The following is an 18,580-nucleotide window of genomic DNA, read 5'->3' on the forward strand; positions in this document are numbered from 1 at the left end:
TTCAGGACAATGATGAAATGCGGGGGCGGGGCGGACAATTTTGGGGTCTACACCAGCTACCACCTCGTTTCCCGTCAAACATAACGATGCTGCTTCTCACACCCAATAGAAGGCTGGACACTACATAATACAAAAGCAGTAGAATTGCGAAGCCATAATATGAATAACTTTCCCATATGGTTGGACCATAAGTAAAACAAAAGAACACATGCTCATGCGAGTCACACAATAAAGAGAAAACTGAAACTACTATTTATTCTTTGTTGTTTATATACAGATGATAACCAACATCATCTTTCGCCGCAGCGATAGTCCGATGACTTCTGATAAGCCGCATTATGAGAACAAGTTGCCAAATGGATGGTGTCTTACAAACATAGGTGAACTTTTAATTAATCGTGATGGAGAGAGAAAACCAGTATCTTCCGCTATTCGTAATAAGCAGAAAAACAAAGTTTATAATTACTATGGTGCAGCTGGTATTATAGATAAGGTTGATGGTTATCTCTTTAATGAAAGATTGCTGCTTATCGGAGAGGATGGGGCGAATTTGTTGTCAAGAAGCAAAGATAATGCTTTTTTTGCTGACGGAAAATATTGGGTAAACAATCATGCACATGTATTGGATGCAATAGATAAGAATTTGCTTGATTTTGTAGCTATCGTTATTAATGCTATGAAATTGGATGACTATATTACAGGCTCTGCCCAACCTAAATTGTCCCAAGACAATCTGAATAAAATACCCATAGCGTTGCCTCCACTTTATGAGCAAATACGAATAGTTGCAAAACTTAAATACTGGTTTTCATTTGTAGATTGCATAGAGTATAATAAAGGCAACCTACAAGATACTATCAAACAAGTAAAATCCAAAGTCCTCGACCTCGCTATTCATGGCAAACTCGTACCTCAAGCCCCTATGGATGAGTCTGCAAGTGAACTGCTCAAACGCATCAATCCTAAGGCAGAAATCACTTGTGATAACGGGCATTATCAGAAGTTGCCCGAAGGATGGGTGATTACATCAATATCTGAGATGTGTGAAAATATCAATGGGTTGTGGAAAGGTAAGAAGGAGCCATTTGTGAAAGTTGGTGTAATACGCAATGCCAATTTTACAAAGGATTTTAAATTGGATTACTCAAAAATTGAATACATTGACGTTGAAGAACGAGCTTTCAAAAAACGTCATCTTTTGAATGGCGATTTGATTGTGGAGAAATCTGGTGGTAGTGATAATAATCCAGTAGGACGTGCTATTTTGTATGAAGGTAAAGATGCTATCTTTTCTTTTAGCAATTTCACGATGGTGTTAAGAATTCACTATAAAGATGTTCTTTCTTATAAGTATTTGTACTATTATATTATGAGCAAATATCAGAAAGGAGAAATGAGATTAATGCAAACCCAAACAACAGGATTGCATAATCTCATTCTCGATAAGTATCTTGATATTCCGTTGTGTCTTCCACCGTATCAAGAGCAGCAACGCATAATCAACAAAATAGAAGAAACATTTGGTGTTTTAGATTTAATAATGGAGAACCTATAGATTCTCCATTATCTTATCGAGGATTGTAAATGTTTGGTTTATGGCATTTACAATCCTTTTTTGTTCTTCGTATGGAGGAATAGGCACATTGATAGCCTTGAATAACTTCTTGTTCAGGTGCGGAATGGCCGAACCGACCTTATTCTCTCTTAGCGTCTTTCGATGCAGGTTTATTACTTGTAGAACATAGTCGGTGTACAATTCTTCATGAATGGAAAGTTGCTTGAACGTGCTACCTTGATAGCTATCTACTGGCGCACGAAAAACTTCTCCAGAGTTTTCACCATCCACTAAAATCAGTAAAGTGTTTGCAACTGTATATTTGCCTGACGTTAATACTTTAGCTTCTCGTTCTCCACGCAGATACTTTACATCAAGATTTATTCTTTCAATGCCATTTTGCTTCTCTCCATCTACCAAAGTACATAGTGTTTGCATAGGTGTAATCACCCATCCATCAGGCAACTTCTGATAATGCCCGTTACGTTTCTATATTGTTATATGTTTTATTATTTAACAAGAGCAATATGGTAACACAATTCAATGAGTATTTGGTCAAGGGAAACTTAACCAAGAACACAATCCGTTCTTATGAATGGACGGTGAAGTATTTTATGGAGCACTACAAGGTGGTGAACAAACGAAACCTTTTGGCATACAAGGGGTATTTAGTAGAGAACTTTAAGCCACAAACTGTAAACTTACGGTTGCAGGCAATCAACAAGTATCTGGAGTTTGCCAAGCAGGAGAAGCTAAAGGTGAAGTTTGTGAAAGTTCAGCAGAAGAACTTTTTGGAGAATGTGATTAGTGATGCAGACTATAAGTTCTTCAAGAGAAAGCTGAAGAGTGACGGACACGACACCTGGTATTTTGTAGTGTGGTTTATGGCTGCTACTGGTGCTCGTGTAAGCGAACTACTCCATATCAAGGTGGAGCATGTTAAGGTTGGCTATCTCGACCTTTATAGTAAAGGTGGTAAGATACGCCGATTGTATATCCCCAAGAATCTGCGGACAGAAGCGATCAAATGGCTCGAAGAAGAAAAAATCTCATCGGGTTATATATTCCTCAACCGCTTCGGGAATCGCATCACCACACGAGGCATAGCCCACCAACTCAAACACTTTGCTGAAAAATATGGAATGAACAGGGATGTTGTATATCCACATTCTTTCCGTCATCGGTTTGCCAAGAACTTCCTCGAGCGGTTTAACGATATAGCCCTTCTTGCTGACCTCATGGGACATGAACGCCTTGAAACCACTCGTATCTATCTGCGTCGCACGGCAAGCGAACAGCAGAAAATCGTAGACAAGGTAGTTGTCTGGTAATCGCACGTATGGTTTAGCCACCGTAAGTATTTCGCTTACGATGGCTAACTCTATCGCCTACAAAGATGCCTCTATTGTATCGAGCTGAACAAATATCTCTTCTATTTTGGCAACGATGCGGTGTTGTTCTTCGAGTGGAGGAAGAGGAACTTCTATATTTTCCATCTTAGATTTATTAACAATTGATATTGTAACAGCAGAAGATTTTCTTATTAGGTTATTATAGAACCAAGATGAACTGCACAAATAAAAAAGAAAGGCATCATATACTGCTTTAGATGGAATTGCACAGTTTATTTGTTGGTTGGTTGTTCCTGCATTTACCAAATATCCAACTTTTCCAATTGTGCCTATGCAACAAACAGCGGTAGATCCTGCTGGAACTACTCTTGACACACACATTCCTTCCTCAGATAAATACTCCGAAGCATTTTTAACATAGCGCCCAAAGTCCAAATCCGCAGGTTTATAAAAAGGAATATTGCCACCATAGTAGCTAGGATTAGACTTACTAGGCGTAGAACCAGTGATAACTTTACATATATTTTTTAGAGTACATACACCCCATCCTTCAGGCAACTTCTGATAATGCCCGTTATCAGATGTGATTTCAGCCTTAGGATTGATGCGCTTGAGCAGTTCTGTAGCAGGTTCGTCCGTAGGGTCTTGAGGGACGAGTCTTCCGTGAATGGCAAGATCGAGAACTTTTGTTTTTGTCTGTGAAATCGCTGTCTTTAAATAAAGTTTCTTACATTCTATAGCGTCTAAAAAAGAAAACAAAATCTTTATTGATTTTGATATTCTTTGCTGTTCATGGAGAGGAGGTAGAGGAATTGCAACATCATTTATTACATTAACGGCAAGTCCTGGTTGAGCTGTTGCTGTGGCATACTGATTTAAGTTTAAAGCTATCAAGGTATAGTAACCCCACATTAAATCTGTATCACAATATCGTTCAACTACAACTGCGTGCTCTGTTGCATAAAAGATTCCATGCACCAGATTGATATTACCACACAAAGCTCCTTGTCTTCCTATTATAGGATATTCACCTATTTTATTACTTATGGCAACATATCCGCGAATGCCATTTCCACCGAAGCAAGGATACTTGAATTCTTCCGACTTTTCTGTATATATATCCTTTGCCGTTATATTTTTACCTGCTTGCAAAGTAAAAATTTCCCCCAATGTCGTCCACACCCAATTATCTGGAATTTCAAAGGGCACATTCTCATAATGCGGCTTATCAGAAGTTGCCTTAGACTTTTTAGGGCGTTTGATTTTGCCATCTTTGATAAGGCGTTCTTTCTCGGTACGGATGCGCTCGAGGAGCACAGATGCCGGCTCGTCGTTGGGGTCTTGCGGTACAAGTTTACCATGTATCGCAAGGTCAAGTATCTTTTGGCGTAATGCTTTAGTATTCATTTGTTATTTCTTTTTCGGGTTGTCTTCAGTTAAAAAGAATTGGCAAAACTCTCTTAACTGCTGTTGCATTTGTTCCTGTGGTATCAAGATGCGTTTATACTCTGCTATCATTGTCGGACTCATGCTACGACTCATAGCATACTCAACAACCACCTTGTCGGCATCGGGACATAGAATGATACCAATAGAAGGGTTTTCGTTTGAACGCTTTACATCACGGTCAAGAGCCTCAAGATAGAATTCCAACTGACCGAGGTCGCGCGGATGGAACTTCGTTTTCTTTAATTCTACAGCAACGAGAGCTTGTAGTCCGCGATGGAAGAACAGCAAGTCAGCCTTGAACGAAGAAGCACCAACAGTCAAACAATATTCTTGATCCATAAATATGAAGTCCTTCCCCAGCTCAAGGATAAATTGCTTCATATGTTCTATCAGTCCATGCTTAAGGTGCAACTCATTATGTTTCTTTGGCAAGTTGAGGAAATCCACAAAGTAAGTATCTTTGAACATTATTGGTGAGTCGGGGTATGTTTCAAGCAATCCTTTCGACAGATTAATTTTTCTTCGCAATAATGTTTCATATGTTTGCGTAGAAATAGCACGTTGCAACTCCTTGTTCTTCAGATTTTCTTTATGTGCATAAAGTATATAGAATAAACGTTCCTCAGAGCTACGACATCGACACAAGATGTCATAATGATTAGATAAAGTCGTCAAACACAACACATCAGGAAATTGTCCAGACGGCATCTGGACAATTTCCGTTGCTTGATTGTTGCGTTCGGAATCTTGCAAGTTTGAATAATTACGATACCCAATATCATTGTTTGATGATGAATTTGCAGAAAGATACATGCCGATGACTTTTTGAAATGCGTCAGAGGAGTACTCTTCATAAAACATCACCATATTATAAATACTGCTTCGACTAAAGCCTTTTACATCTGGACGTTTTGCACGAATATATTCCGATAATTGAGAAACGACCTTACTTCCCCATTCTTCGTTTTTGAGTTTAGCAGACACATACTTACCTACAGACCATGCCGTGAATAATGTTTCATTATTCACGGCTACAGAAGCACGGCATTTATGCTGTATAATTAATTCTACAACCTCTGCGAACTGCTTTTCTTGCAAAGAACTTATATTATTATCTATAATGTTGTTTGCCATTTTATCAATCCTCGTCAATATCTCCCAACAACTTCTCTAACTCACTCACCGCCTTGCTGATACTCTGGCTCTGCTCCTTTATAGTAGCCATCAGCTCTTCCAAGGTATGTTCCTCTTCCTCGCCACCTTGCTTAATCCAGGTGATATCGAGTGAAGTTTTGTCACGGGCTACTATCTCGTCAATGCTGTATTTGCGCCAACGGCCCGATGGATTACTATCTGCATCGTAAGTCTCGGTGCGATTGTTGATGTCAGCGGGATTGTAGCACTTCACGAAGTCGTCGAGATGACGACGCTCCAACTTGTTGGTAGCAAGGGTGTGCTTGACATCCGTACGGTAATCGTAGAACCAGACATCCTTGGTGGGCTGCCCCTTGGTGAAGAACAGCACATTGGCCTTCACTCCCTGTGCATAGAAAATTCCCGTAGGCAGACGGAGAATGGTATGAAGATTGAAGTCAGAGAGAAGGCGTTTGCGGATAGTCTCGCCGGCGCCACCCTCAAAGAGCACATTGTCAGGAAGCACCACTGCGGCACGGCCGCCATTCTTCAGCATCAGCATCATGTGCTGGAGGAAGTTAAGCTGGTTGTTCTTGGTCTCTACATAGAAGTCCTGTCGGTTCAAGTCCACCGAACCTGCTGGACGCTGACCGAAAGGCGGATTGGCAAGAATCACATCCACCAACGACTTAGGCTCTCGTTCCAACGAGTCCTCGCAAGTGATGGGGCTACGGTCTGTGCCCACACCATGCAGATAGAGGTTCATAGAGGCGAGCGTGACCACAAGAGGTGTGATATCCATGCCACGCAAAGCCTTGTTACGCAGGAAGTCGCGTTTCTCCTTGCTTGCCGATTGATTTTTCATATAATCGTAGGCCGAAAGGAGGAAGCCACCCGTACCACAAGCAGGGTCGCATACGGTCTCGCCAATCTGCGGATTGACACAGTCGACCATAGCCGTGATGAGCGGACGCGGCGTGAAGTACTGTCCAGCGCCGCTCTTCTTGTCCTGGCCGTTGCGCTCCAATATGCTCTCATAGATGGCACCCTTCACGTCGCCATCCATAACGAGCCATTGCTCCTCATCTATCATCGTTATGACTTTCTTCAGATACACGGGTTTGTCTATCTTGTTCTGCGCCTTGGTGTAGATGGTACCGATAAGATTGCCTTGGGCGCTAAGAATCTTCAACGTTTCCTCGTACTGCGTGATAAGGTCCAGACCATCCAGACTGGTAAGGTCGTGCCACTGGTAGCCGTCAGGAATAGCCGAGTTCTCACCAAACATTTCCACATTCTCTGCATCCATCTTCAGGAAAAGCAGATAGGTAAGTTGGGTGATATAGTCAGTAAAGCCAATTCCTACTCCGGCAAGAGTGGTGGCAAGAGTCCATACTTTCTTGGTGAGCGACTGCTCGGTAGATGTATTGTTTGTCATACTTAAATGGTTATGCTGTTTTACCTAAAACTACAAAATTAAACAAAGAGAGAAGAGCGTCATCAGCTTTCTGCTTGGAACCGAACGCTGCTATCATCTGTGCAGCCTGCGTGCGGTCGTCGTCGCGAATATCATCGATGGTGCAAGCGCCATTGCTTGCCACATAGTCCACAATCTGGCTCATCAGTTCTTTCTGCCTATCCGTTATCTCTCGGTGCCACTGTCCGCACCAAAGATTGAAATACTGCCGGGCTGTAGTGCAGACACTTTCAAGCCGTTCTATCTGGTGGAAGGCAAAGCGCACCAACTGTATGATGTTGGTAATTGCCTCGCTCTCTTCCTTCTTGGTGGCACGGCGCACACAATGAGGACTAACGATGGCGTAAGAGTTCCACAACTGCCTCGTACTGAAGCGAGAGTTCTCCATCTTCAGTTTGTTCTCCAGGTCTTTCATCATGCTATAAGTGATAGGATCGCCACTCTGGTTATAGATGATGCGCAATGCCTCAATCTCGTCTGCATGTTCATTGCAGTACTGCTCAAAAGCCTCTGTTGTCTCTTCGGCTTCTTCCAATGAGAAGCCTTTAGAGATAAGCGTATCTTCGCCAGGCATGAGCGTATTGACAAAGCCAGCCGCAAGAATAAGAATGTATCGGCGCACATCGGCATGATTGGCGACAGGTGCGACAAGACCTTTGCGCTCGTTGTTGGGGGCGTTGACATCATAGTAAGGCGGCAGCGTGTCGCCCTCCAATGCCTCGTATATACGCTGTGCAATAGCGTTCATAGAGTCGCTTGCCAACCGTTCGAACTCTGCACGCTGAGAGTCGTCGGACTTATTGTGCAATCGGGACAAAGTGGAAGCCAGACGTTTCAGATACTCATCAGACAGATTGCCATGAGCGATGCGCTCAAGCAATTGCTTCAGTGTCAACCTGACGATATCGGGACTATCGCTTGGTCTGGCAACAGACTTCGCGTGCTCGGAGACACCCACAGCATCGACAAGGAAAAAGTAATCCTTGCTGAAGGCATTGGGAGTCACTGCTCTAAGCTGTTCGTCACCAATGGTGCGCACGCCGCGTCCCTTCATCTGAATGTAAAGCGGTTCGGACTCCACGTCACGCATGAACATTACCACTTCGAGTGGTTTCACGTCGGTACCCGTAGCCACCAGCGTGCAAGTGACGGCGATACGGAAGTCGCGGTCGTTGCGGAACTGGCGGATGAGTTCATTGCTGTCGCCCGACGAATAGGTAATCTTCTGTACATATCGGTCCATATCGGCATCGGGACACTTCTCTCCAAATACCTCTTTGGCTATGTTCACGATATTGGTGGCATGCATCTCGTTGAGCGCAAAAATAAGCGTCTTGGGAAGATAGGCAAAGTTTGGCTCACGCTGTGGGTCATTGAACATTTCCGTATACACGGCATCGCGATATGTGGTAAGAATGAGTTTTATCTGAGAGGGATTGATTATAGAGCGGTTTAGCTCTGCCTTGGAATAATTCTTAGTCTCGCGCGTACTTATCTCCACCGTCTGGCCCGTATAACGAGTCTCCACACGCACTCGGTCGCCCCTCAAGATTGCGCCGCCATTCTCCGTCACCTCTGTCATGATGCGATACACGCGGTTGTCCACATTCACACCATCCACGATACTCTTCTCAAGCGTATAGTTTACGATGCGGTTGTTGTTGAAGAAAGCCATAGTTTCGGGAATAGGCGTTGCGGTAAGACCTATCAGTCGGGCGGTGTCAAAGTATTCAAGCACCTTGCGCCAGTTGCCGTAAATACTGCGGTGACACTCGTCGATGATAATCAAGTCGAAGAAATCATGGGGCAGCTTGGGAGTGGCAGGGAGCCTCACTTCGGCTGTCGCCTCGTCATTGTCATCCTCGTCATTGTCCACGATGTCCTCACCTTTCAGCAGTGAGAACAGACGCTGAATGGTTGAAATCAGCACATTGCAGTCGGATGGTATTTTTGCCGACTTCAAGCGCTCCACTCCATAGATATTGTTGAACGCCTCACCATTGCCTGTAAGGCGGAACGTACCAAACTCATTCTCGGCCTGCCGTCCGAGATTGTTGCGGTCGACGAGGAATAGCACTCGACGCATCGGGGTGTACGTCAGCATGCGATAGGCTGCAAGGCACGCCGTATAAGTCTTTCCCGCACCAGTTGCCAGTACCATAAGGGCACGCTTTTGCCCACTACGGAAACTCTTTTCCAACTCGGTGACAGCCTCATACTGACAGTCACGTAATCCCTTCTTGCTCAACGTAGGCAAACCGGCAAACGGGTCGTCGATGCCAAGCATACTTACGACCTCTTTGGGCGTATGGATACGGTTGATTGTATCCCATTCCGTGTTTGTCTTGCGAAAATCTTGGAATAAGACAACCTTGCCATTAGACTTAAATAAAAGGGGCGTAGGTTTCTGCCAAGTCTGGTAGCAGCCAGGAACACTCTTGGCGTAAGTGGCCACCTGGTCGCTCACTATATCCGAAGCGACATCGACATCCTCACGCTTGGCTTCCAGCACACCACAAACCTTGCCGTTGACAAACATAAGATAGTCGGCCTCGAGATTACCTTCGAGCAATCCCTCACGCACAGCCACAGCAGACATCGTAGGTTCAAACTCGTCACGGTTGACTACCTGCCAACCTGCTTCTGCGAACCAACGGTCTATCTTTATTCTCGCTTTTTCCTCTGGCGTCATAGGTTATTCCTCCTCTTTTTCTGATAATAGCATATTATCGGAAGTTATCAACGGCAGCATATCATGCCCTTTTCCACTACGAATCATGTCCCCTACCTTTCCCTTGCAAGAAATCGGCTTGGCACATTGGCTTCATACGCCATCATCGATGACCACTTCAATATTTAACAATCTTGCCTCATCTACACTCAATGCTTTCGCAATGCGCAGAAGGTTTTTAAGGTCTGGCAGACTTGCATTTATCATCCACTTGGATGTCTTGCCAAGTTCTTACCCAACTGTTCGACAAGCCACTTATTGAATCTCTGCTTCTCGGCAAGAACTATCTTCAATCTAATGACCTGTTCTTTTGGCATACCTTTTAATATATGTATGGCAAAGATACACAAAGTATGTGAGAACGCTTTGTAAATCTATTGAAAATTTACATTATCAGAAAGAAAATTGTCGAATGGGTCAATTATCCTACACTCCATAAAGCCTCCAGAACTTTCGCCACAAACCGGCATACACGATAGAAGACACGCAACTTCAACAGACTTCTGCTGCATCATCAGTCTTATACCTGTCGTTATAGGCATATTCAAGAGGACGGGCTACTTACATGTGGCACTTATGTTATACATGGTGGCAAACTATGATTTAGATAATTAGCATATCGAAACCGAGAAATACAAGAATGATTTAGAAAAACAGGACAAGGAATTACAAACAGACATCATCTCTATTCATTTCGGCATAGTGAAAGCGGAAATGATGCGGGTGGTATATGATTCCGAGACGATACCTGTCTCCACCCTATCGGTTATCGCCCTCACCGTGTATCGTTCCGGCATTTTTGCGGGCTGCTATCTTGTCGCAATTGATTTGGGCTATCTGGTCAAAGGTATAGCCGAGGTCGTGGGCGAGCATGGCACAATACCAGAGTACGTCGCCTATCTCTTTGGCTATCTCGAGGCGGCGCTCGTCGCTGAACTCTCCCTGATTGTCGCGTATCACTTTCTTTACCTTGTCGGCCACCTCGCCGGCTTCACCGGTCAATCCCAATGTGGGGTAGACGATGGGATGGGGATAGATGGCGGTGGCGAGTGCCTTCTGCTGATATTCATCAAAATCCATAAGCAGTATTTGTTGTATAGTTCTATTATAATGGTAACGCGCGAACTTCGCAAATGTTGTATGGATAACGGGAAAAAGAATGGGAGCAGTTTCCAGAGCCTGCCATCTGGCTTGGCGCCCGACGACAAGGGAAAAGAAAGAGAGCAAAGGGCACGAGGGCGCAGCGGAGGCTACACGTAAGGGCATAAAAAAAACGCCTGAAAGCCCATGTCTCTCGACATCATACTCTTCGGCGGGACAAAAACTTGTTTTGTTTAAGGAAAAAGACTTTTTAATATCAACAACGAGCGGTTGTAAGTAACCACCTTAACACCCGACGCAATGTTATCACAACATCTGTGGGCATTGCCCGTCGCCTCCAGTCCTCCGACTGATTAAAAAGTTTACAGAATTTCAAATCTTTACATCATTTTCTCAACCAAATAGTTACACACTTCATATAAATGCTTCTTTTTTGTTTCACTATTACGACTGCAAAGTTACATACTTTTTACAAAATATGCATAGCATTTTCCGATTTTAATATATTAAAAATCTCTTATTGCGTGTCGATGGCCTTCATTTTGCCCGCTGGCAAGGGGCTGACGGAGGACTTTATGACCGCCCATCAGCCGATGACCGCGGGGGATGCGGGGCTACTTCAGCGTCTCGCTCTCTATCTTCTCGATGCTTCCGCTGATAGGATTGAGCAGGATGTGGCTGGTATTCTTCTTGCCGAAGAGCTCGGCGCTGAGATACTCGGTACGTCCAAACTGTCCGGCGTAGCACTCATAGGTCTTCACGATACGGCTGTCGTGGGTGAGCGTGACTTGGATTTTGTCGGGGATGTTGACGCAGAGCCCGAAATTGTCCTTGGACTCCTTCTCGGCAGGTCCGCCTTCGGGCACATTGCCCTCTGGAGCCACCATTATATAATAAGGTGTACCCGCCAAGTCGTCGGCATCGGTGATACCCAGATGCTGGGAGAAGCGGAAGAGCACGCTGCGCTCCTCGTCGGGCTGGGGAACAAAGGTGATGATGGTCTCGACGGTGTCGCTCACCATGGTTCCCTCAAAGGTCTGCAACAGCGCACGCTCCTGGGCATCGAGGTTCTCCATCATGATGCGCAGCTGGGTGCCGTCTTTGGGCATAAAGTCTGCCTGACCGCGTGCGAGCTGGTTGCGGCTCTCGCGGATGTCATAGATGTCCTTGGCGGTGAGCTCAGCCATCTTGGCGGTGCTTCCAGCCGAGAGGATATCCTCGTTCATATAGTCGTTGGGATTGGGCTGTGGCTGCTTGGGAGCCGGCACAAACCGCTCGGGCAGCGCCACCTGGCGTCCCTTGGCATTGATGGCGAGCAGCAGTCCGCTCTCGTCGCGGTCTACCTCGCTGATGCTGACTTTCTTATCCAGATTGAGGGTAAACTGCTTGGTAGAATCGGGCACACCGATGGTGTTCATGCGGATGTCTACCACCCTATAGGTCTCGGCGGGATGGAGCGCCACGTCCTTCTTCTTCATGTAGCGGAAGGCGTACATGGCAAACTGTCCGGGGGTGTAGGTGGTCTTCTCTACCTTGACGGCAAATCTCAGCGCCGTCTTGGGCAGAAAGTAAGTGGTTCCGGCCACAGTCTGTTGGGCCAGGGAAACGCCCATGCCGGCAAGCAGCATCAGCGCCGAAAGGATATACTTTTTCATTGCGTGTGTTATAATTTGCTTTTGTATTGTCTATGATGTTATCAGTCTTCGATGTAGCGGAACGCTGCGGGCAGGGAGTCCACAATGTCGCTCGCCACGAGGCTCTCCATTCCCTTGGTGCGCACTGCCAGGTCTCCGGCAAGTCCGTGGAGATACATACCCAGCATGCAGGCCTGCTGATGCTGGTAGCCCCGCGCCAGAAGTCCGGTGATGACACCCGTGAGCACATCGCCGCATCCGGCAGTAGCCATTCCGGCGTTGCCCGTGGTGTTGAATATCACTTGTCCCCGAGGCAGGCACAGGGCGGTGTAGTGTCCCTTGAGCAGTATGTATGCCTGGAGGCGCGCTGCCATTTCCGATGCGCGGTTGAGCAGTTCACAGCTGTCGTGCGACGCCGCCCCCAACAGGCGCTCCATCTCCTTGGGATGGGGCGTGAGGATGCAGTCCTTGGGCAACTGCTGCAACCAAGCGCGATGGGCAGCCAGTATGTTGATGGCATCGGCGTCGATGACCACCGGGCAGTTGGCTCGGCGCAGCTGGGATATGAGCGAGAGGGCCGTAGTCTCGTCGGTACCCAGTCCGGGACCTACACCCATGGCCGAATAGGCTATGGTGTCTAACGCCTCGGTAAACCTGAGTTCGCTGGCATCCATCTGCAGCACTGCCTCGGGCACCGCCATCTGCATGACGGTATAATTGGCCTTGGGCGTATGCACCGACAGCTTGCCCACTCCCGAGCGCAGACAGGCTCGGGCTGACAGTATCGCCGCTCCCGACATGCCGTAGCTGCCGGCTATCAGCAGCGCATGGCCCATCTCTCCCTTGTGGGCAAAGGGCCAACGACGGCGCAGAAACGAGCGCAACTCTCCCTCCTCGACGAGCGAGAAGCGGCTGTCCTTACTCTCTGCAAAAGACTTGGAGAGACGGATGTCAAGCACCTTGACCTCGCCCAGATAGGGCTGGTTCTCAGCAAAGAGCATCGAGAGCTTGAGCTGCTGAAAAGTGAGGGTAAGGGTGGCGCGCACGATGTTGGCTCTGACATTGCTCGAATTGTCTTCGGGCATCAGGCCCGAAGGCAGGTCGATGCTCACCACGGGCGCTTCACTCTGGTTGATATACTTGACGAGCGAAGAGAAGCCTCCGGCGAGAGGCTTGTCGAGCCCAGCCCCGAAGAGTCCGTCGACAACGAGCGTATCGGCATCGAGCACGGGCGGGTCGAAGTTTACCTTGACCTCGACAAATTCTTCCACCTTGACGCTTTCGACCAGCCGTTTCTTGTTGGCGGCACAGTCGGGCGAGAGGTTATTGTGGATGTTGAAGAGATAGCCCGACACGGCAAAACTGCGCTCTGCCAGCAAGCGCGCCACAGCCAGGGCATCACCGCCATTATTGCCGGGTCCGGCAAAGACAATTACCCTCATGGGCACCCAGCGTCGGGCTATCTCATCGGCCACTGCCGACGCCGCGCGTTCCATCAGGTCGATGCTCTTCACGGGCTCGTGTTCGATGGTATATCTGTCCCACTCCTTTATCTGTCTGCTCGTAAATATTTTCATACCTTGCAAAAATACGAAAAAATGACTAACTATCGTAGCTGTTTTCCTATATTTTTTGTAATTTTGTCGAGAAATTATTAAATTCATACTCATGAGTATCGTACAGATTAAGGACAAAAGGTTCAAAACGTTTATTAGCGAGGACGAAATCCAGCAACGCGTCAAGGCCGTCGCCGACAGGATCAACCATGACATGGAGGGCAAGAAGCCCCTGCTCCTGGCCGTGCTCAACGGCTCGTTTGTCTTTGCCGCTGACTTGATGCGCCACATCACTATCCCATGCGAGATATCGTTTGTCAAGTTGGCATCGTATGAAGGCACCGTCTCTACAGGCAAGGTGGTCGAAGTGATGGGACTCAACGAAGACATAACCGGACGCGACGTCATCATCGTCGAAGACATCGTAGACACTGGCAAGACCATGGAGCGCATGCTCGACACCCTGGGCACCCGCAACCCCAACTCGCTGCACATCTGTACGCTGCTGCTCAAACCCGAGAAACTGAAGATACCCCTCAACATAGAGTATGCAGCCATGGAAATCCCCAACGATTTCATCGTGGGCTATGGACTTGACTACGACCAGGAGGGTCGTAACCTCAGAGACATTTATACATTAGTAGAAGGATGAAGAATATAGTTATTTTCGGTGCCCCCGGTTCGGGCAAAGGCACCCAAAGCGACAAGATGATTGCTCAGTACGGTTTTGAGCACATCTCTACCGGCGACGTGTTGCGCAATGAAATCAAGAACGGAACCGAGCTGGGCAAGACCGCCAAGAGTTATATCGACCAGGGACAGCTTATCCCCGACGAGCTGATGATAGACATCCTTGCCAGCGTATACGACAGCTTCGGCAAAGAGCACAAGGGAGTCATCTTCGACGGATTCCCCCGCACCATCCCCCAGGCTGAAGCCCTCAAGAAGATGCTGGCTGAGCGCGGACACAAGGTGGCTGCCATGATTGAGCTCGACGTTCCCGAAGACGAGCTGATGAAGCGTCTCATACTCCGCGGACAGCAGAGCGGACGCAGCGATGACAACGAAGAGACTATCAAGAAGCGCCTCAACGTTTATCACAACCAGACATCTCCCCTCATTGAATGGTACGCCAAAGAAGGCATACACCATCACATCAACGGTCTGGGTGAGCTCGACCGCATCTTTGGCGACATCACTGCCGTCATCGACAATTTGTAATATCATAAAAGGCTGAAGCAGCGTGCCGGCAGACGTACCTATGCAGATAGATACGACAAGCACGACACGGCGCTTCAACCTTTTTTCGTTTTATTAGACTCCACTTTTCACCAACTCCTTATCATCTATTATAATTATGGCAGAATCCAATTTCGTTGACTATGTAAAAATCTGTTGTCGCTCGGGCAAGGGCGGACGCGGCAGTATGCACCTGCGCCACGTGAAGTACAACCCTAATGGTGGCCCAGACGGTGGCGATGGAGGACGCGGAGGAAGCATCTACCTCCGTGGCAATCACAACTATTGGACGCTGCTCCACCTCAAGTTCCAGCGTCACGTATTTGCCGAACATGGAGGCAATGGTGGCCGCGACAAGTGTCACGGCACCGATGGTAAGGACATCTATATCGACGTGCCCTGCGGCACTGTGGTCTACAACGCCGAGACGGGCAAATACGTGTGCGACGTCAACTATGACGGACAGACTGTATTGCTGCTCAAGGGCGGACGCGGCGGATTGGGCAACTTCCAGTTCCGCACAGCCACCAACCAGGCTCCTCGCTACGCACAGCCGGGCGAACCGATGGAGGAGATGACCATCATCCTCGAGCTCAAGTTGCTTGCCGACGTCGGACTGGTAGGTCTGCCCAACGCCGGAAAGTCCACCCTGCTCTCGTCGCTTTCGAGCGCACGGCCCAAGATAGCCAACTATCCCTTTACCACCCTCGAGCCCTCATTGGGCATCGTAGACTATCATGACCACCAGTCGTTTGTCATGGCCGACATCCCCGGCATCATCGAGGGAGCCAGCGAGGGCAAGGGACTGGGACTGCGCTTCCTCCGCCACATCGAGCGCAACTCGCTGCTGCTCTTCATGGTGCCCGGCGACACCGACGATATCAAGCGCGAATATGAAGTGCTGCTCAAGGAACTGCAGCAGTTCAACCCTGAGATGCTCGACAAGCACCGCGTGCTGGCGGTCACCAAGTGCGACCTGCTCGACGACGAGCTTATCGACATGCTGCGCGAGACTCTGCCCGACGATCTCCCCGTGGTGTTCATCTCTGCCGTCACCGGCAAGGGACTGCCCGAGCTCAAGGATATCCTGTGGCGTGAGCTCAACAGCGAGAGCAACAAGTTGGCAGACATCACAGCCGAAGACACGCTGGTGCACCGCGACAAGGATATGAGCCGCTTTGCCGAAGAGCTCCACGACGAGGGCGAGGATATCGAGTTTGTCGATGAAGACGACATCGAAGATATCGAAGACCTGGAAGATTTCGAATACGACGAGGAGGACTATGATGACCAGCAAGACTGAACCCCGTCTGCTCTGCTATGACCTCGGCGAAGGGGTCACAGCCTTCTCCACCACCCGACATGGCGGCGTGAGTGAGGCAAACTACGCCTCGTTCAACATCAACCCCTACTGCGGAGACAGCGCCGACCACGTGGCACGCAACCGCCAGCTGCTGGCCGACAGGCTCGGACTGCCCGCCTCCCACATCGTCCTCCCCCATCAGGTCCACGGCATCGAGCACCGCGCCGTGGCGGCCGAACTGCTCGACATGAGCAACGCCGTGCGCGACAAGATACTCGACGGAGTAGACATGGTGACGACCTCGATGACCGGCGTGTGCATCGGAGTCTCCACCGCCGACTGCATCCCTGTATTGCTCTACGACCCCGTGGCCCGCGCCACCGCCGCCATCCATGCCGGATGGCGCGGCACCCTGCAGCGCATCTGCCAGCGTGCCGTCATGGCCATGCAGCTCCACTACGGCACCACCCCCGACAGGCTGCTCGCCGTGGTAGGACCAGGCATCTCGCTCGCCAACTTTGAAGTGGGACAGGAGGTCTACGACCAGTTCTTGCAGGCCGGCTTCGACCTCACCGAGACCGCCGAGTGGCACACCAAGTGGCACCTTGACCTGCCCGGCATCAATATCCGGGAGCTCATCGGCTGCGGCGTGGCGCCCGAGCATATCCACCATGCCGGCATCTGTACCTTCGACCATGCCGACGACTACTTCTCGGCGCGCCGTCTCGGCATCGACTCCGGACGCATCTACACTGGCATCCTGATGCAATGACATCCCACACCCCGACCATTAACCCTTACTCCTAAAAGTCTACCTTTATATATATGAACATCAAGCATACACTGACATGGGCCCTGCTGGCGACATTGCTGTCGGCATCCACCCCAGCCAACATCAAGTTCACCCCAGCCGAAACCCAGCAGATAAGTATCAGCACCCCCGGACTCTTTGACAAGAGCAAAGCCTTCAGCATCGACTTCACCAGCATGGGCGACCGAGCCTACAGCTTCCCGCTGCCCGTGGGCAAGGCTACGCTCTCTGACAAGGAAGACCGGCTGGAAATCACCTCCAAGAAGGGCGATGCCGTCAAGGCCATGTTTGACGGCTGCGTACGACTCGCGCGAAAGATGGACCGCCACGGCAATGTCATCGTGATACGCCACGACAATGGTCTGGAGACTGTCTATGAAAACAATGCGCAGAACCTGGTGCAGAGCGGACAGACGGTAAAGGCCGGACAGACCATCGCCATCATCGGCAACGACGGCGAGCAGGGTCTCTGCCGCTTCTTCATCATGGTCAACGGCTCACGCGTCAACCCCGCCACCATCGTCAATGCCCGCAACCACCGACTCTACCGTCAGGTGCTGGCGTTCGAGAAGCGCGGCGCCAATATCCGTATAACCCACATCGACGGAGAGAGCAACGAGAAGCGCGGACTGACCCTCGACCCCGACGAGGAAACCAACCCGTTTGAAAACAGCAGCAGCTTCGAGCTCGACCTTACCCAGATAGAGGAGGAGCACTGGGCCTACCCGCTCCCGGGTGCCAAGGTCATCAGCCCCTATGGCGGCAGACGGCGCCACAGTGGCGTAGACCTCAAGACCAAGCCCAAAGACAACATCGTGGCTGCTTTCGACGGCGTCGTCACCCGCTCAGCCCCCTTCTCGGGCTACGGCAACTGCATCATCATCCGCCACGCTTTCGGTTTTGAGACGCTCTACTCCCACCAGTACAAGAATCTGGTCAAGGTAGGCGACAAGGTCAAGGCTGGCGATGTCATCGGACTCACGGGGCGCACGGGCCGGGCCACCACCGAGCACCTGCACTTCGAGGTCAAGTACCGTGGCGTGCGCATCAATCCGTCCACCATCTTCGACCATACCAAGCGCAGTCTGAAAGCCACCACCCTCGTGCTGGGAAAGAACGGCAGCGTGAAGACCAAGAAATAGCCCCCGCTACCCCACGCCTCCGTCCCGCCCGCCATCGCCCCGCCGACGGCAGCGACAACCACTGGCTGACCATCCATAGACTCCAGACCACAGCAG

The 18,580-nt window shown here is 49.2% G+C and carries 15 protein-coding genes; 7 read left to right on the plus strand and 8 right to left on the minus strand.

Annotation, left to right across the window (positions count from 1 at the left end; all coding sequences use genetic code 11):
- Positions 1–277: 277 nt before the first annotated feature.
- Complete coding sequence (locus CIK92_RS11535) at positions 278–1,555, plus strand: restriction endonuclease subunit S (RefSeq protein ID WP_254046081.1); 1,278 nt, start codon at positions 278–280, stop codon at positions 1,553–1,555.
- Here CIK92_RS11535 and CIK92_RS11540 read toward each other — a convergent pair.
- Entirely contained in the window at positions 1,550–1,993 is a 444-nt protein-coding gene (locus CIK92_RS11540; RefSeq protein ID WP_094389163.1) for a restriction endonuclease subunit S, read from the minus strand. The genes CIK92_RS11535 and CIK92_RS11540 overlap by 6 nt on opposite strands.
- A gap of 89 nt (positions 1,994–2,082) precedes the next feature.
- Here CIK92_RS11540 and CIK92_RS11545 point away from each other — a divergent pair, with 89 nt between their 5' ends.
- Positions 2,083–2,886 carry a tyrosine-type recombinase/integrase gene (locus CIK92_RS11545; protein WP_094389164.1) on the plus strand — a complete coding sequence of 268 codons (804 nt, stop codon included), beginning with the start codon at positions 2,083–2,085 and terminating at the stop codon, positions 2,884–2,886.
- A 57-nt stretch (positions 2,887–2,943) separates the two neighbouring features.
- Here the strand turns inward: CIK92_RS11545 and CIK92_RS11550 are convergent, their stop codons facing one another.
- From CIK92_RS11550 to CIK92_RS11585, 7 genes are all read right to left on the minus strand, one after another.
- Positions 2,944–4,314 (minus strand): restriction endonuclease subunit S, encoded by a 1,371-nt coding sequence (locus tag CIK92_RS11550; RefSeq protein WP_094389165.1) that lies wholly within the window; start codon positions 4,312–4,314, stop codon positions 2,944–2,946.
- 3 nt (positions 4,315–4,317) lie between these two features.
- Positions 4,318–5,490 carry a YhcG family protein gene (locus CIK92_RS11555; protein WP_173823840.1) on the minus strand — a complete coding sequence of 391 codons (1,173 nt, stop codon included), beginning with the start codon at positions 5,488–5,490 and terminating at the stop codon, positions 4,318–4,320.
- Between the two features lie 4 nt (positions 5,491–5,494).
- Positions 5,495–6,928: a type I restriction-modification system subunit M gene (locus tag CIK92_RS11560; RefSeq protein ID WP_094389166.1), complete on the minus strand. Its 1,434-nt coding sequence runs from the start codon at positions 6,926–6,928 to the stop codon at positions 5,495–5,497.
- 10 nt (positions 6,929–6,938) lie between these two features.
- On the minus strand, positions 6,939–9,659 hold the full coding sequence (locus tag CIK92_RS11565) for a type I restriction endonuclease subunit R (protein WP_094389167.1): 2,721 nt from the start codon (positions 9,657–9,659) through the stop codon (positions 6,939–6,941).
- 798 nt (positions 9,660–10,457) lie between these two features.
- The gene (locus CIK92_RS11575; RefSeq protein WP_022309481.1) at positions 10,458–10,778 is read right to left on the minus strand and encodes a nucleoside triphosphate pyrophosphohydrolase family protein; all 321 of its coding nucleotides are present in this window, start codon (positions 10,776–10,778) and stop codon (positions 10,458–10,460) included.
- A gap of 635 nt (positions 10,779–11,413) precedes the next feature.
- Positions 11,414–12,454, minus strand: a complete 1,041-nt coding sequence (locus CIK92_RS11580; RefSeq protein ID WP_094389168.1) for a DUF4831 family protein — start codon at positions 12,452–12,454, stop codon at positions 11,414–11,416.
- Between the two features lie 41 nt (positions 12,455–12,495).
- The gene (locus tag CIK92_RS11585) at positions 12,496–14,010 is read right to left on the minus strand and encodes an NAD(P)H-hydrate dehydratase (RefSeq protein ID WP_094389169.1); all 1,515 of its coding nucleotides are present in this window, start codon (positions 14,008–14,010) and stop codon (positions 12,496–12,498) included.
- 91 nt (positions 14,011–14,101) lie between these two features.
- Here CIK92_RS11585 and hpt point away from each other — a divergent pair, with 91 nt between their 5' ends.
- The 5 genes from hpt to CIK92_RS11610 all read left to right on the plus strand — a co-directional run bounded on the left by hpt (position 14,102) and on the right by CIK92_RS11610 (position 18,484).
- On the plus strand, positions 14,102–14,641 hold the full coding sequence (hpt, locus tag CIK92_RS11590) for a hypoxanthine phosphoribosyltransferase (RefSeq protein ID WP_022309484.1): 540 nt from the start codon (positions 14,102–14,104) through the stop codon (positions 14,639–14,641).
- Complete coding sequence (locus CIK92_RS11595) at positions 14,638–15,210, plus strand: adenylate kinase (RefSeq protein ID WP_094389170.1); 573 nt, start codon at positions 14,638–14,640, stop codon at positions 15,208–15,210. Before hpt ends, CIK92_RS11595 begins: the two co-directional genes overlap by 4 nt.
- Before the next feature lie 136 nt (positions 15,211–15,346).
- On the plus strand, positions 15,347–16,531 hold the full coding sequence (gene obgE / locus CIK92_RS11600; RefSeq protein WP_022309486.1) for a GTPase ObgE: 1,185 nt from the start codon (positions 15,347–15,349) through the stop codon (positions 16,529–16,531).
- On the plus strand, positions 16,512–17,303 hold the full coding sequence (gene pgeF / locus CIK92_RS11605) for a peptidoglycan editing factor PgeF (RefSeq protein WP_254046082.1): 792 nt from the start codon (positions 16,512–16,514) through the stop codon (positions 17,301–17,303). The genes obgE and pgeF overlap by 20 nt, the downstream gene beginning before the upstream one ends.
- Before the next feature lie 53 nt (positions 17,304–17,356).
- Complete coding sequence (locus tag CIK92_RS11610) at positions 17,357–18,484, plus strand: M23 family metallopeptidase (RefSeq protein ID WP_022309488.1); 1,128 nt, start codon at positions 17,357–17,359, stop codon at positions 18,482–18,484.
- The last annotated feature ends 96 nt before the right edge of the window (positions 18,485–18,580 follow it).

It is taken from the genome of Prevotella sp. P4-67 (assembly GCF_002251325.1).
In the GTDB taxonomy this organism is placed as follows: Bacteria; Bacteroidota; Bacteroidia; order Bacteroidales; family Bacteroidaceae; genus Prevotella.